Source organism: Nostoc sp. FACHB-892 (assembly GCF_014698795.1).
Taxonomy (GTDB): Bacteria; Cyanobacteriota; Cyanobacteriia; order Cyanobacteriales; family Nostocaceae; genus Nostoc.
Map to the genome: position 1 here is coordinate 346515 of NZ_JACJTR010000006.1, position 15137 is coordinate 361651.

The following is a 15137-nucleotide window of genomic DNA, read 5'->3' on the forward strand; positions in this document are numbered from 1 at the left end:
TCTTATTCCTTTGCGTTCTCTGCGCCTCTGTGGTTCGATTTTCCGTTACCTGTGCGTAAGTCCTACCTATGAAATAGAATCAGTTTCGCGTAAAAACTACTGTGTAAATACAATCAGCAATCATGAGTTTTATGAAAGTATTAGTTACTGGCAACAAAGGAATGATTGGTTCGGTTGTTGAAAAAGTTTTACGTGCTGATGGATGTGAAGTTATTGGCTTTGATATTGCAAGTGGTCATAATATTCTGAATCCAGATGAAATTCGTTCGGCAATTATTGGCTGCGATGCAGTTATTCATCTTGCAGCACTACTTGGAAACTCTGAGGATTTACCAGATGAAATAATGGCAGTGAATCTTCTCGGAACTTGGCATATTCTAACAGCAGCAGCAGAAGCAAAACTCAAACGTGTTGTTTTCTTCAGCAGTGTTGATGTTTTGGGAATCTTTAAAGGTGAGAGAAAACCGGATTATTTACCTTTAGATGACAATCATCCTTGTTATCCAACTACTCCTTATGCTGTTTCCAAGCGGCTTGGTGAAGAAATGTGCAAATATTTTACCGATAGCACAGGTATCCCAACTATTTGTCTGCGACCACCTGGTGTATTTGATAAAGAAACTTACGATTTTATTATTTCTAATCGGCAAGCTAATCCCGATTTTGAGTGGAATCCGTTTTGGGAATACGGCGCTTTTCTGGATGTGAGAGACGCAGCAGAAGCAGCGCAATCCGCTTTACACTGTCCTAATCCTGGCCATGTTACCTTACTGCTATGTGCAGATGACATTTCTTCGGCGCATCGAACTAGTCAAGAAATGGCTCAATCTCTACTACCTGAAGTGGAGTGGCGCGGAGGTGATGAATATGAAAATGAACCTTACAAAGCCTTGATTAACACCCAACTTGCTAAAGAAGTCCTTCAATGGGTTCCGCGTTACAAATGGCGGCAATGAAGCAAGGCTTCAGCAATACAATAAACCGCCATGCTGAAGCTTTCAGGAGTGTCAATTTTTAACGCTATTACAAAAGACCCCACCTCAATATACTCATTTGGTGGGGTAGCGATGTCTACGACGGGCTACGCCTACGCGTGCAAAACCGAAATTGTTAATATCGGTAAATTGCCGCAACGGCTGTGCTATATGGAATCTCTTCAAAGGGAACAGCGTAAACCGTGCCACCGTTTAATAAAGTATGAGCAGCAACAAAATCCAACAAATCCTCATCACCAGCTTCTTTTTCTGGGTGCAAATAAACCGTTTCTGAGGTAGGGTCGAATAAACCCCACTGTTGCTGACCAACTGCAACTAGTAATGAATCGACTCGTTGGTAATAAGCTGCCGAGACAACTTCTTGGAGGTTGTTAGATGCTTTACCAGTATCACCACCAAACAATTCGTGAAATTGCTCCAAAACTGCTTGCTGTGACTTTTGGAAATCAGCTTCGACAATCGGCCAAGCTTGATCATGTAACTCTTGGGCGCTAAGAATTTCTGGATTACCAGTGATAGCTTCATCCATTAAATGCTGGTAAGTATTTGCCTGTCTATACACAGGCAAGAGATATTCTACCCCAGCCAGTACCAAAGGCGCTTTTTGCAATTTCAGTCTATCGTGTAATGCGCGATCGACAATTTGAAAGAATTGGAGGATGTCTTCTTGGCGTCTATCTCTGTCAGGGCTTCCCTGTCCGTGAAACGTACCTGGTTGCTGAAAAGAATTGGAGGTTCCCCCTTTTGATGTTGCGATGCGAAACTGACCTTCTTTAGCAGTATCATCTCTTTGCAGAGCTTCATCTAGACTTTTAGGGAGATTTTCTACTTCTACCTCTTTGACGCTGTAGCGAGTTCCTTCAAAGAACCTGACATCTTGTTGACTCAAAGCCAGTATATAGAAGCGACCATTACCATTTAAAATTGGCAGCAGTGGCTTAATGTGGAATCGGTCTGTAACCACGACCAACTCTTGAAAATCAATTGGCAGGGGATAATAGCGAAAAATATTTTCAGAAATAAAAATCGCCAGCCCTTGCTCTCCTATTTGCTCCCAAAACTCTTGGGTATCAATTTCCTGGGATTTTTCCAATAATGCGATCGCATCTTCCTGTTCCAAACCCGCATCTATTAAACGAGTCTCTGCTTCCCTGACCAAATTTTTAAAGCGAATTGGGTTTTGTCGCACTTCTGGGCCGGCTGGGTGCGTTGGCATATAAATTGAAACACAATTTCCTTTTGGCTGTTCTATTAATGTCTTTATTTCCTCTCTAGAAATTAATTGCATATTATATTCCTCCTATCAACGTGACCAGATACATCAGAGCAGACCATCGATATTCAATGATCTGATAGGACGTTATTCTCAGATGGTGGCGGTTGAACTTCAACCGTTTGCTTCTGAATCTATTTCACCTCAAGGATGGTTTTAGTTACATCTTTCTTTTGACAGGCAATTTAATTAGAGGAATTACTAATTAAAACCCCAAATTTAAAATCTAAAATCACCGTGAACATTAAATGTTTGGCGTGTTAGAGTTAGCGCGTTCTGAGTTTATGCCTATTCTACTATCTGATCGCCTAAGACCTAAAGTTACTCGTTTCATAATCCAGTACAAACCTGCAAGTACCACAAAGGTGATAGCAATAATTACCAGAGGCTGTTTTCCTAGAATTTCTTCTATTCCTTTGGTAAGTAAGGCATCGGGTTGAGTAATCAAATCCCAACTGTTGAAACGCAAAAATCTACCCCAATAGATACCAATAGCGCAGAGAAAATGGGTAATCAACTCAACGCGCCAAATCCATTGGCTCTTGCCGATGCGATGTAAGTAGTAACCCCAATTAATTAACGAGATTACATAAGCTTCAAATCCACCGATAATTACTAGCAAATACACAGGAATAAGTACTAAAGTAATCATCCAAACCGATTGAATTGTGCGGATATCGTCTATCAGGTGAATTACATCAGTCAACAAATATGGTGCATTCGGTAAGAAAGCATAGAAAACTAAGAATCCTAGCCACCAAAGCAAAGAGCCACCACGCCTAAAGCGAAATAGCCACACACTCAAAGCTAAAGGTATAAAAGCCAGAAATAAATTCCAAGTCATCCAACTCATATTAATTCGCAAGACCTGTACAACTCTGGCTATCAATTCTTCTTTCATAGGTGCTAACTCAGAAGGCGTTTGATTGATCTAGATTCACTCTGTAGTGTTAGCCTGACAGATAAATTTTTTGTAATCCCCAAGAAAACTGATATCCTCCAATATCAGACAAAATTTTTGTCTCATTTAAAAATAAATGCTCACTGAATATATGTCTGATTTTTTTGATATATTTTATACAAAGGGATGAGATTTATCAATTAATCGGCTTAAGCCACTAGTATAGCCAGAAAATCATTAGGGTAAAATTTACCATAGAAAGAAAGTATCATGCCAAAAAGGCTACTGAATATCTTCCGGTGGAATTTCCTAACTGGAACATTGCTCCTGTCATGGCTATTATATAGATTTCATTCTGCCCTGCCAGAGTTCCAGAAGCATATTAAAACTTTTGCCAAAAGTGTAAAATACTTGTGCTATCCCTTGAGAACTAACTAACGTAGTAGTACCCTGTTTATCCGATGCCCCAAATAACATTAGGGACTTCCAAATAAAAAAATATACCATCCCTGCGGGACGCTACGCGTAGCTTGCTTCCCCAAAGGGATACGTTATAGAGGCAGGGGGCAGGGAGCAGGGGGAGAAAAAATTGTTTTGATTCCAAAAATTGGATAATTTATTTTTTGAAGTTCCCTTAGATTATTCTGGTTTGCTACAATATTTATTCATCTGATTGATTAACGTATCCGACTGCTTGCCAACCGTTATAGCTGTTGTTAACGCTGAATCAATTTCGGCTCTTGCCTTTTGAATTTTTTCTCTACCAGATGTTGAGGCATCTGCTATTTTAGTCGCACCAAGCGCCTTACCTGCAATGGCTACCGCTTGACTGAGATTTTGAAAAATTTTGACAAAACCGCCTTGAAATTCTTTCAGCTTAGGATCTTTTAAATTCAGTTCCCTAATCGATTTAGTCACAAATTCTAAATCTTTAGATAGCTGTATGCTGGTGATCACCTGCGTTCCTTTACTTTTATCAATCAGAGAAGTTCCGGCATTCACAACTCGAATCAGCTGCTGGCACTGGGAGGCTTTGTTTTCGCTGCAACTAGTAATCAATAAAGCAATGCTTAGGGTAACAGGAGTAATAACAGTATATTTATGTGAAACAGACATTAACACCCCAACAACAATAAAACCGAGAATATAGTACCCAATATTAGGAGTAAATAAAATAACTAAGGTAGGGGGCATTGGGCAAGAGGACTTGGGGACAAGGAGAAAGACTTGTTGCAAGTTTTCACCCCTTGTCCCCCTGCCTCCCCTGCTCCTCATTCTCTACTGGAATTACCAACCTATCGGTAAACCCAACTGGTCTAAAGTAGTACCATCTTGCAAAAGTGGTTGAATATTGCTGTCTATTTGAATGCGACCACCAGACAGTACCAAAGCACGTTGAGTAACTCTGCCTAGCCAATGTAGGTCATGAGAAGCAATTAACATCACCTGGATGGGCAACTTTAACAACACTTGCGCTAAATGTCGCCGCCATGCTGGATCAAGACCGTTAGTCGGCTCATCCAAAATTAGAATTGTTGGGTCTAGGGCTAAAATCGAGGCTAGGGCGGCCAAACGTCTTTGTCCTCCAGAGAGTTCGTGGGCGGAACGATTGGCGTAGGCCTCAAGGCCAAAATCAGCTAATAACTGCCGGGCGCGATCGCTTGCCTGGGCTGGTGACATTCCATAGTTGCGTGGTCCAAAGGTGATATCTTCCAAGATGGTTGGCATAAATAGTTGGTCGTTGGCATCTTGGAAGCTAAAGCCGATTTTGCGACGTACTTGGGGTAGAGTTTTAGGTTCTACCAGGATACCATTAATCGTAATTTTCCCAGTTTGCGGTTGTTTTAAGCCGATCAGGTTCTCCAACAAGGTGCTTTTTCCAGAACCTGTGGCTCCCATCAACGCCACGCGATCGCCCGGATTTAAGGTAAAAGAAATTTCTTGTAATACTGGCTCCTGGCTAGAATAGGCATACACCAGGTTCTCAACCTCGACCACGGCTGCGTTGGGGTTATGGGTTGATGATTGGGGATTAGGAGTTAAAGATTTCAAGATTCACAAACTCAATATTTACAACTTCGCTAAATTCTGTAAGAAGTAAGAGTTACACAAGCAGCGATCGCCCAAGCTGCTAGTATGGCAAAACGCTCTTTTGGTCTGAGGGGAGAATCTATGGGCAATTGCCCGTTGTATCCACGAGTTACCATTGCTGCGTAGACTCGCTCTGCCCTTTCCAGACTACGGAGATACAAGGCTCCAATCATGGCAGCACTGGCGTAGCGCAACCATCCCGCAGTTCCATTCAAACCGCGTAATTGAGCGCTACGTTGCATCCGCGTCACTTCTGAGAGCAAAATTTCCATATATTGCCCAGCTAACAACAAGTTTTCCTTTAAAGGTGCTGGTACAGGTAAGCCTTTAAGGGCTATACCAAAACTGTGGGGTGGTAAGGTTAACAAAAAACTATTCATCGTAACCAAACAAACCAGAGAACGAACTAGCAAAAAACTGGCTCGTTCCCATCCCAAGGGCAATGCCAGCAATGACAAAAAGATCAATTCTGTACCGAGTAATCCCCCTAAGCGGGGAATTGGTACGTGCAACAGCCAAACCCACAAAAGTGCGATCGCGCCATATACACTTAAGCAATACCAAGCATGATGTTTTAATAAAGCTGCTCCCACCACAACCACTAGTGACAGTTGCAAACGTAACGGCAAGGAAAGTTTAAGCATTATTCGGTTTCACCACCTTGGCAATCCCAAAGGCCACAGCAAAACAAACCGCAGCTCCCACCAATCCAGCGATACTTGTGCCAATTGGCCCTAAACCCTCAATCCCATAGTCAGCTAAGGGAGTCGGTACAGTTACCCGTACTTTCTCGGCTAAGTCGATGAAGCCCATGTTTTCGGCGACCTTTTCCAAACCATCAGGCCATGCTGAGGCAAAGAGTGAAAGTACTCCCGCAATCAAGAAAATGGCGACAATGGGTATAGACCAACCGCGAAACTCCTGCTGTTCCCCTGGTAACAAATCTGGTCGAGCGGTGGCTAGGTAAGTCAGCACACCCCCAGTAATTATCCCTTCGCCAATGCCAATCAGAATATGCACACCAGCCATACCTGCTAAAACTATGGCTACGGGTGCAGTTCCTGAAAGGGCTAACTCAATGGCACAAGCTATGGCGGCTACCACTACACTTAGGCCAGCAGCTATACCAGCAGCCAAGGGTAAGCGTCCTTTAGACCCCCCCAATAGCCGTTGCAAGGTTTGGGTTAAAACCCAGCCAACCCAAACACCAACTACTGCCATGTTCAAAATATTCGCTCCTAAGGCTGTAATGCCACCATCAGCAAACAGCACAGCTTGAATAATTAAAACTGTGGCGATACACAACGTTCCTGCCCACGGACTACCCAAAACGATCGCTGCTAAGGTTCCCCCTAACAAGTGACCACTAGTACCTCCTGCTACTGGAAAATTGATCATCTGGGCGGCAAAAATGAAAGCGGTGGTTAGCCCCAGTATCGGCGCACGGCGGATACCAAAAGCCTCTTGCGATCGCCCGAAGGCAATAAAGAGTGCTGCTATACTCGCTAAACCAGTAGCCCCTGCCACGGGAACAGAAACGAATCCATCAGGAATATGCATGATCTACCCTGTATTTCAGATGTTTATTTAGTCTATTTAGTCAATACAAGCAATAAAACGAAGACATTAAATTAATAACAAACAAAATTTTCACCTTTTTTACAATGCCCTCTTGGGGGATTTTATGCTGTTACTTCCGAGATATTTACAGCCCAATGGCTGCTAAATAGTATATTTATTTACTAATATATTAAATTTTATTAGCTTTATTTTTATATATGTCGCTAAATATTGACAAACTCTTGGCAAAGTGGAAAAAACTTGACTTTATTAAATTAATATGCATTTAATTTAGTATGCTATCAAGGGGCAAAATGCTGGCTAAAATTGCGTTTCTTCTCTACCAGATGCTACGCAAAAATTTTGAATTGCTTTGCTGCTCTTACGTTTAAGATATAATTATCTATAATTTACAGCAGTTTTGATTTATTGAAGCCACATCTGTTGTAGGGCATAACATTGCTGTGTATAAAAGCGGAAGTTTATTTACTAAATAGTCTTGATATTATCTGGATTCAAGAAGAATTCCGAAGTTAGAGTTCAGGATTCAGAATGTAATTAGCTCTTGTTTTTGATTCACCACTTTGTTGTTTCCTACCAATTTTAAGATTTTGTCAACCACTACTTAATCAGTAAGTGTAAATAACTAGAAGACTGTGTAGTTAGCGTAACGTACCGAAAACCTAAAATGGCGCTTTACTTACAGTCTTCGTAACACACCCTACAGCTAAACTGTTACGCATTTAACTTGAACATTTACATGAAGGCTGATGACTGATAACCGTTAACCGTCAACAGTTAAGAGTTAACGGCCGTAAAGAGTGTTGATATAATTTAGGCGCACATCAGCTTACTATCTCGTCACGAATGATTTCCGATTAGTACATTAGCTGTACTAAGTACTAATACAAAAAAGCCTTCGCATAGTCCTGATAAACTGTATATTTGGTGACTTAGCTAGCTTATATGGTACAGTATTGATTGTATAAAAAATTATAGAAGAATCGAAAAAACACTATAAATATAAGCGGTAAGATATAAAGTTTAGATGAAGTTTATGAAAAACTTTTGAATTGAGTTGCGGGAATTACTAAACTTTTCAGAATAGCCAACTGTAACAAAAGTATTCATCAAATTTTGACAATCAGATTCAGTCAATAAAGCCAGCAGATGTTTAGCTTTATTTTCCTCGGTCTTTACCATCCTTGTTCTGTAATGTGAAACTATGAAGACAAACTCATCCAACTCACTGTTAACAGTACCAACTGGTCCTCTAAAGATTTCAGAGTTGCCCCCTAACAGTGTGGTTACAAGTGGTGAATCTATTTATCTTTCTCTAGTAATTCCTACTTATAAAGAGCGTGACAATATCAAGAATGTAGTCAGCATATTGAGTCAGTTACTGGATGAATCTATTCCAGGAAGTTATGAACTGATTGTGGTAGACGATGATAGCCCAGACCGAACTTGGGAAATAGCACAATTCTTGACGACAGAATACCCTCAGTTGCGGGTGATGCGACGCGAAGAGGAACGGGGGCTGTCCTCAGCAGTGATTCGGGGGTGGCAAGCAGCCACAGGGAATGTGTTGGGTGTGATTGATGGAGATTTGCAACATCCACCAGAAGTGCTGATGCAATTGTTGGGTAGTGTTAAGCAGGGAGCAGATTTGGCAGTAGCTAGCCGTCATGTGGACGGAGGCGGTGTTAGTAGCTGGAGTGTTGTTAGACGTTTCCTGTCTCGTGGCGCTCAGTTGTTAGGCTTGGTGATTTTACCGGGGGTACTGGGTAGAGTTTCTGACCCCATGAGTGGTTATTTTATGGTGCGGCGGAGTGCGATCGCCAATGCAACACTCAATCCTGTAGGATACAAAATTCTTCTAGAAGTAATTGGGCGGGGAAAAGTAGACCAAGTTGCCGAAGTTGGCTATGTGTTCTGCGAACGCAAAGAGGGTGAGAGTAAAGTGACATGGAAACAATATATAGATTACATCCACCACTTGGTACGGTTGCGGCTTTCCACAGGACGAGTAGGACGGTTGAGTAAAAAAGTCAATTTCCCCATTGGTCGATTCCTCCGCTTTGGATTGGTTGGTTTTAGTGGCGTATTTGTCGATATGGCAGTGCTTTACTTGCTCAGTGATCCGACTACTTTGGCTTGGCCACTGACACGCAGCAAAATTATTGCTGGTGAAATTGCGATTTTAAATAATTTCTTCTGGAATGATGCTTGGACATTTGCTGATGTCAGCGCTAGACAGCAAGAATGGCATCAACGCCTGAAGCGGTTTATGAAATTCAACGCCATTTGTCTTGCTGGACTGGTATTGAATGTACTGGTATTAAATTTGGTATTTAATTTCCTTATCCCTAACCGTTATATTGCCAACTTTATTGCGATCGCAGTTGCTACTATCTGGAATTTCTGGATTAATTTGAAACTTAGCTGGCGCGTCACTGATGTGAAATAATCACAACGATAGATTTGAGATTTTGATTTTTGTTCTTAGGCTTAAGAACGAACTGAAATCTAAAACGTCAAATCTACAAGTCCATTCCTGTGAGGCCCGGCAATGAGAGCTTTTTTCCAAGGTGCATTTTATTTTTACAGAAAAATTATCTCGTTGCTACCTGCGTCTGCTACCCATTTTCCATCTCTGGCTGATACAAACCCTGCCTCACAACGCAAGTATTGGCATGATTGGCAGACTCGCCTCCCTCCTTCCTGGCTTCACCCTTTGCTGAACTTGATGTGGTTGCTTATTGGCATCAGTTTGCGCCTAGCGAACTTGACTGCAAAGCCTCCTTGGACTGATGAGTTTTCTACCTTGGTGTTTAGCTTGGGGAATACTTTTTTATCAGTTCCCCTAGATCTAGCGATCGCACCTGATATCTTATTACAACCACTGCAACCAAACCCAGCAGCTAGTATTGGTGATGTAGTTCATAACTTAGTTACACAAGATACGCATCCACCACTCTATTTTGTGCTGGCTTACCTGTGGATGAAATTATTTAAGAGCGACGGAGGATTAGTATCGCTGTTTGCGGCGCGATCGCTACCAGCTATAATCGGTGCTGCCTCCATTCCATGTACTTACATATTAGGTAGGGTAGCGTTTCGCTCGCCATTAGTGGGACACTTGGCTGCTGCTATGATGGCAGTATCACCCTACGGCGTATTTTTAGCCCAAGAAGCACGACATTACAGTTTGGCAGCCTTATGGGTAACTGCTTCTCTGATCTGCTTAGTAATTGCCACACGTCATATTCAAAACCGCACACCTTTACCTATATGGGTAGCACTTTTATGGGTAGAAATTAATGCTTTAGGTCTTGCTACTCATTACTTCTTCAGCCTTACCCTATGCACAGAAGCTGTAGTTTTGATTTTTCTTGCTTGGCTTCAATTGCAAACTAACAAACAATTTTCTCTTTTCTTCTCTCCTCCCTGGCGGCGCATCTATGCCGTTGCTATAGGTACTTTGGTGGCGGGTTTAATTTGGCTACCAATATTTTTAGAGAATAAAAATCGTAGTAATTTGACTGAGTGGATTCAGAGTTCACGCGTCGGACTAGATTGGTTAAGCCCAATTTTTCAAGCTTTAGGAACATTGATTGCAATGATTTCCCTCCTGCCAGTTGAATCTTCACAGCTATTAGTTGTGATTCCTTCTGGAGTGGTAATGTTGGTTTTCTTTATTTGGGCAGTACCAATTTTGCTGCGTGGCATCAAGATTCAACTACAGCACCCAGAAAGCCGGATTATGATTCAAGTGCTTGCTGGAGTAGTTATTAGTGCGATCGCTTTGTTCTTTATATTTACGTATTTTTTCGGTATTGACCTGACCAGGGGTGCTAGATATAACTTTGTTTATTTTCCTGCGATCGTGGTTTTACTAGGAGCAAGTCTTGCAGTTTGTTGGCATTCCCCCAAAGAATGGATGGGAAAAGAGCAAGGGAAAAATGGGAGAAAAAGCATAGGCAGATGGGGAATAAACGGCAAAAAAGCCGTGATGTTAATTTGGCTAATGGGATTTATCAGTGCAGTTACAGTCATCTGCAATCTCGGCTATCAAAAATATTATCGCCCTGACCTGTTTGTGCAGCTAATTCAACAAACTTCCTCAGCACCAGCGCTGATTGCCACTACTCATAAAACTTATATACACACTGGAGAAATGATGGGGGTAGCTAGGGAGTTTAAATTTGCAAATTCACCCCAAAAACCTCTGTTTCTTCTTGCTCATCAAGAGCAAGACCCGAATAGTTCCACCATTGCTCTGGAAAATACTCTAAATAAATTACCACGACCTCTTGACTTGTGGCTGGTAAACTTTCGCGCTCCCGTAGCAGAAGCCGTCAAAACTTGCGTTAAGTCTGATCGTCAATTTTTGCCAAGTATAGACGGCTACGAATATGAACTTTATAATTGCCAATAAACTAAGGAGCGGAGCATGGCTTAGGCATACAACTAAGTCTCACGCAGCACAACGTACATATTGACAGTTGTGTAGTCTTCCAGTCCAGGAACTTTGTTCAGAAGGCGAAACAATGGCATAAGCTTAGAAGCTTCTTCAACAGCATTCACGGTTTCGCTAACAATTTCAAATCCGGCTTTTTCAAAGGCTTGCAGGAAGTCGCGGCGTTTAAGTTTATTGAGTCCTAGGTCATACATCGAATGACAGTTAACTCCCGGATGGTGTCTATTATAAGCGGCCACAACACGTGCATCGCCAAGAATAAGATGCGCCCACGGTAGCTTAAAGCGCTTTCCAATTGCGTGGAATCCGTGATCGCCAAAGGGGCTGTAATAGAGTGGACTAAAGCCAGTTATCAGTAAACCACCTTTCCGCAAAACCCGTTTTACTGAGTTCAGAACTTGATCTAGGTTCATAATGTGTTCAAAAGTGTCTTTGGAAATTACGACATCGACCTCGCCTTCAAGTGCTATTTCGCTAATATCCAAATGATGAAACTCTATCCTTTCGGCGATATCAGGAAAGCGTTCCGCTACGATCCGATTAGCAAATTCGATACGGCTACCAATGAGGTCAAGACCAATCACCCGTTGCGCTCCCGAAATAGCTGCATCGATGCACAGTGCGCCATGCCCACAGCCAATTTCAAGAATGACTTTTCCGGAGAAGTCCGGCCGTCCGCCTAAACGACGCCAGTACTTCTGTGAATCGAGAACTTGTTCCTCGAAGTATCTGAGGCATACGGCCTCATCTTCTACAGCAAAGTTATTTTCATTGAATTTGTAGGCTACACACGAATCTGTTAAGGTTTCCTTATTCATCACTTGATCTCCAAATCAATCAATAACTTTGATTAAAAGGGCTTTAATCCGACAAATTAGTTCTGGATCGTGCTGTTGCTGCTTCTGCAAAAAAACGTAATGGAAAAAACCTAAAATTTTATATCTAGCATTAATGTTAGATGCGTAAGCGTTTATTAACCTTATATTATCTGTGTATAAATTATCATGCTGCAATGTTCAAAATTTGTAATTAAAAAGTAAATTTTTAGACCCAAAGCCAAATGTCACTAAGAAAAGCTTTAAGCTATGACGCATAAAGATTCCAAGCTTTAGTTGAGCAGTGGACAAAGCGAATCGGCAATGTCTACGACGATGCGTCTCCAAGCCGCGATCGCTACTATGAATGAATTTACAAGATTTTATAGATGTAGCAATTATGATGTTGTTTCTTGCATACACGTGTAAGAAAAATTACAGGGATTAGTTTTATTGATTCCACCCCCATCCAGCTTGATGCTTGGTTTAGCTGATTATATTATATTTATCTGCTTTAAAAACCTTCATTTGAATTTACCCCAAAGACTTACCTGCTCTACCCCTGCTGTTTTTTAACTCCGTTAGAGACTACGTTAATCGAGATGCATCTTGTGGGAGTTCCTCAAATATCAATATCCATAGGAGACTAAAGAAGGAAGAACAGAATATATCTCATGGGTATTGAAGCAGCTAAAGCTGTAACTAGTTAAGGAGGATTTATGCGTGCAGTGCTGATGGCAGGCGGTTCGGGAACGCGGCTTCGCCCGTTAACTTGCGATTTGCCCAAACCGATGGTGCCGATTCTAAATCGACCAATTGCCGAACATATTATCAATCTCCTCAAACGACATCAAATCACAGAAGTTATTGCGACATTACATTATTTACCTGATGTCTTGCGAGACTATTTTCAAGATGGCAGCGATTTTGGTGTCCAGATGACGTATGCCGTCGAAGAAGATCAGCCTCTGGGTACAGCAGGCTGTGTGAAAAACATTGCTGAACTTCTTGATGAAACTTTTTTAGTCATTAGCGGCGATAGCATAACAGATTTTGACCTTACAGCAGCGATCGCATTTCACAAACAAAATAAATCAAAAGCTACTTTGATTTTGACCAGGGTTCCCAACCCAATTGAATTTGGAGTGGTGATTACTGATAAGGAAGCACGAATTCGGCGATTTTTAGAAAAACCCTCTAGTAGTGAAATTTTTTCTGATACCGTCAATACTGGCACTTACATTCTTGAACCAGAAGTTTTGGATTATCTGCCAGCAAACATTGAATGTGATTTTTCCAAAGACTTATTCCCTTTACTACTAGCAAAGGATGAGCCGATGTATGGTTACATCGCTCAAGGTTACTGGTGCGATGTTGGTCACTTAGATGCTTATCGTGAGGCTCAGTATGACGCACTAGATCGGAAGGTAAATCTCGATTTTGCCTATAAAGAAGTTTCTCATGAGCTATGGGTGGGTCAAAATACTTACATCGATCAGACGGCTGTGATTGAAACCCCAGCAGTGATTGGTGATAATTGCCGCATCGGGGCAAGAGTCCAGATTGAAGCAGGAACGGTAATTGGTGATAATGTCACTATTGGCGCTGATGCAAATCTCAAACGTCCCATAGTGTGGAATGGGGCATTTATTGGCGATGAAGCACATCTTTCTGCCTGTGTAATTTCCCGTGGCACTCGTGTAGACCGCCGTGCCCATGTATTAGAAGCTGCTGTTGTGGGTTCGCTTTCTACGGTGGGAGAAGAAGCTCAAATTAGCCCTGGCGTGCGCGTTTGGCCTAGTAAAAAGATTGAGTCAGGGGCAGTTTTAAACATTAACTTGATTTGGGGGAACACCGCTCAACGGAATTTATTTGGGCAACGTGGTGTCCAAGGATTAGCTAATATCGACATCACCCCAGAATTCGCTGTTAAATTGGGATCTGCTTACGGTTCTACTTTGAAACCTGGCTCTAAAGTAACGGTTTCCCGTGACCAGCGTAATATTTCTCGGATGGTGACGCGATCGCTTATTGCTGGTTTGATGTCAGTAGGTATTGATATTCAAAACCTCGATGCTACAGCTATCCCCATTGCCCGCACAGTTATACCCACAATGTCGGTAGTTGGTGGTATCCATGTGCGCGTACACCCAGATCGCCCTGACTACATTTTGATTGAATTCATGGATGCCAAGGGCATTAATATCACCAAAGCCCTGGAAAAGAAAATTGAAGGGGCTTATTTTAAGGAAGATATGCGGCGGGCGCTAATTCATGAAATTGGCGATGTATCTTATCCCAGTCAAGTCATGGATCGCTACTGCACTGCTTTTGAGAAACTTTTGCACGTTCATACACTCCGCAACAGCCGAGCAAAAGTGGTGATTGACTATGTTTATGCGGTATCGGGGGCAGTTTTACCCCAAATGTTGGATAAATTTGGTGCTGATGCAGTAGTACTGAATGCTAGTGTCAATAAAACGGCGATGTCAATCACTGATCGCGAAGGACTGCTGACTCAGTTAGGTCATGTAGTGGAGGCATTGAAAGCTAACTTTGGTGTGCAAGTATCTGCTAATGGAGAACAGCTAATTTTAGTTGATGAATCAGGCTTCCCAATTCGTGGGGAAATGTTAACAGCACTGATGGTAGACATGATTTTGACGGCTAACCCCAGAGGAACGGTAGTAGTACCGGTTCATGCTTCCAGTGCTATTGAACAAGTAGCCCGCCGCCACGATGGCAGAGTGATTCGCACTAAAGCCAACCCCACAGCTTTAATGGAAGCTTGTCAGAAAAACCCAAACGTGGTGATTGGAGGTAGTGGAGATACTGGTTTCATTTTCCCGCAATTGCATCCGGGATTTGATTCCATGTTCTGCATTGCGAAGATAAGTAAGTCGTGGTGAAATTTTATAAGTATGTAACAAAAAATTAAGCAGAAGAATGAGAGTCAAATTTTACACGTTGTGTACTGTAGCTTCTCTTTTCACCTCTTCTTTGAACTCCATCAATGACA

At 42.1% G+C, this 15137-nt stretch carries 10 protein-coding genes and 1 pseudogene; 4 read left to right on the plus strand and 7 right to left on the minus strand.

Annotated elements, in window-relative coordinates; translation table 11 throughout:
- Positions 1-131 precede the first annotated feature (131 nt).
- Entirely contained in the window at positions 132-956 is an 825-nt protein-coding gene (locus H6G96_RS11440; protein WP_190911579.1) for an NAD(P)-dependent oxidoreductase, read from the plus strand.
- A gap of 154 nt (positions 957-1110) precedes the next feature.
- Here the strand turns inward: H6G96_RS11440 and H6G96_RS11445 are convergent, their stop codons facing one another.
- The 6 genes from H6G96_RS11445 to H6G96_RS11470 all read right to left on the minus strand — a co-directional run bounded on the left by H6G96_RS11445 (position 1111) and on the right by H6G96_RS11470 (position 6820).
- Positions 1111-2283: a hypothetical protein gene (locus H6G96_RS11445; protein ID WP_190911556.1), complete on the minus strand. Its 1173-nt coding sequence runs from the start codon at positions 2281-2283 to the stop codon at positions 1111-1113.
- Between the two features lie 229 nt (positions 2284-2512).
- Positions 2513-3169: a DUF1361 domain-containing protein gene (locus H6G96_RS11450; RefSeq protein WP_190911557.1), complete on the minus strand. Its 657-nt coding sequence runs from the start codon at positions 3167-3169 to the stop codon at positions 2513-2515.
- A gap of 639 nt (positions 3170-3808) precedes the next feature.
- Positions 3809-4285: a hypothetical protein gene (locus tag H6G96_RS11455; RefSeq protein ID WP_190911580.1), complete on the minus strand. Its 477-nt coding sequence runs from the start codon at positions 4283-4285 to the stop codon at positions 3809-3811.
- A gap of 171 nt (positions 4286-4456) precedes the next feature.
- Complete coding sequence (locus tag H6G96_RS11460; protein ID WP_190911558.1) at positions 4457-5221, minus strand: ABC transporter ATP-binding protein; 765 nt, start codon at positions 5219-5221, stop codon at positions 4457-4459.
- A 29-nt stretch (positions 5222-5250) separates the two neighbouring features.
- Entirely contained in the window at positions 5251-5904 is a 654-nt protein-coding gene (locus H6G96_RS11465; protein WP_190911559.1) for an energy-coupling factor transporter transmembrane protein EcfT, read from the minus strand.
- Entirely contained in the window at positions 5897-6820 is a 924-nt protein-coding gene (locus H6G96_RS11470; RefSeq protein WP_190911560.1) for an energy-coupling factor ABC transporter permease, read from the minus strand. Before H6G96_RS11470 ends, H6G96_RS11465 begins: the two co-directional genes overlap by 8 nt.
- A 1225-nt stretch (positions 6821-8045) precedes the next feature.
- Here H6G96_RS11470 and H6G96_RS11475 point away from each other — a divergent pair.
- The gene (locus H6G96_RS11475; RefSeq protein ID WP_190911561.1) at positions 8046-9290 is read left to right on the plus strand and encodes a glycosyltransferase; all 1245 of its coding nucleotides are present in this window, start codon (positions 8046-8048) and stop codon (positions 9288-9290) included.
- 102 nt (positions 9291-9392) lie between these two features.
- Positions 9393-11261 (plus strand): glycosyltransferase, encoded by a 1869-nt coding sequence (locus H6G96_RS11480; RefSeq protein ID WP_242063242.1) that lies wholly within the window; start codon positions 9393-9395, stop codon positions 11259-11261.
- 32 nt (positions 11262-11293) lie between these two features.
- Here the strand turns inward: H6G96_RS11480 and H6G96_RS11485 are convergent, their stop codons facing one another.
- A complete protein-coding gene (locus H6G96_RS11485) occupies positions 11294-12121 on the minus strand; it encodes a class I SAM-dependent methyltransferase (RefSeq protein ID WP_190911562.1) in 828 nt (275 codons plus the stop codon).
- 716 nt (positions 12122-12837) lie between these two features.
- On the opposite strand from H6G96_RS11485, the pseudogene H6G96_RS11490 reads away from it, so the two are divergent.
- Positions 12838-15012 (plus strand): annotated as a pseudogene (locus H6G96_RS11490) (mannose-1-phosphate guanyltransferase); the annotation flags it as partial.
- Positions 15013-15137: the final 125 nt, after the last annotated feature.

What these genes read in the sequence shown, in the direction of transcription:
- H6G96_RS11440 (WP_190911579.1), top strand. Translation starts at nt 132, where the DNA reads ATGAAAGTATTAGTTACTGGCAACAAAGGAATGATTGGTTCGGTTGTT.
- H6G96_RS11445 (WP_190911556.1), bottom strand. Translation starts at nt 2,283, where the DNA reads ATGCAATTAATTTCTAGAGAGGAAATAAAGACATTAATAGAACAGCCA.
- H6G96_RS11450 (WP_190911557.1), bottom strand. Translation starts at nt 3,169, where the DNA reads ATGAAAGAAGAATTGATAGCCAGAGTTGTACAGGTCTTGCGAATTAAT.
- H6G96_RS11455 (WP_190911580.1), bottom strand. Translation starts at nt 4,285, where the DNA reads ATGTCTGTTTCACATAAATATACTGTTATTACTCCTGTTACCCTAAGC.
- H6G96_RS11465 (WP_190911559.1), bottom strand. Translation starts at nt 5,904, where the DNA reads ATGCTTAAACTTTCCTTGCCGTTACGTTTGCAACTGTCACTAGTGGTT.
- H6G96_RS11470 (WP_190911560.1), bottom strand. Translation starts at nt 6,820, where the DNA reads ATGCATATTCCTGATGGATTCGTTTCTGTTCCCGTGGCAGGGGCTACT.
- H6G96_RS11475 (WP_190911561.1), top strand. Translation starts at nt 8,046, where the DNA reads ATGAAGACAAACTCATCCAACTCACTGTTAACAGTACCAACTGGTCCT.
- H6G96_RS11480 (WP_242063242.1), top strand. Translation starts at nt 9,393, where the DNA reads ATGAGAGCTTTTTTCCAAGGTGCATTTTATTTTTACAGAAAAATTATC.
- H6G96_RS11485 (WP_190911562.1), bottom strand. Translation starts at nt 12,121, where the DNA reads ATGAATAAGGAAACCTTAACAGATTCGTGTGTAGCCTACAAATTCAAT.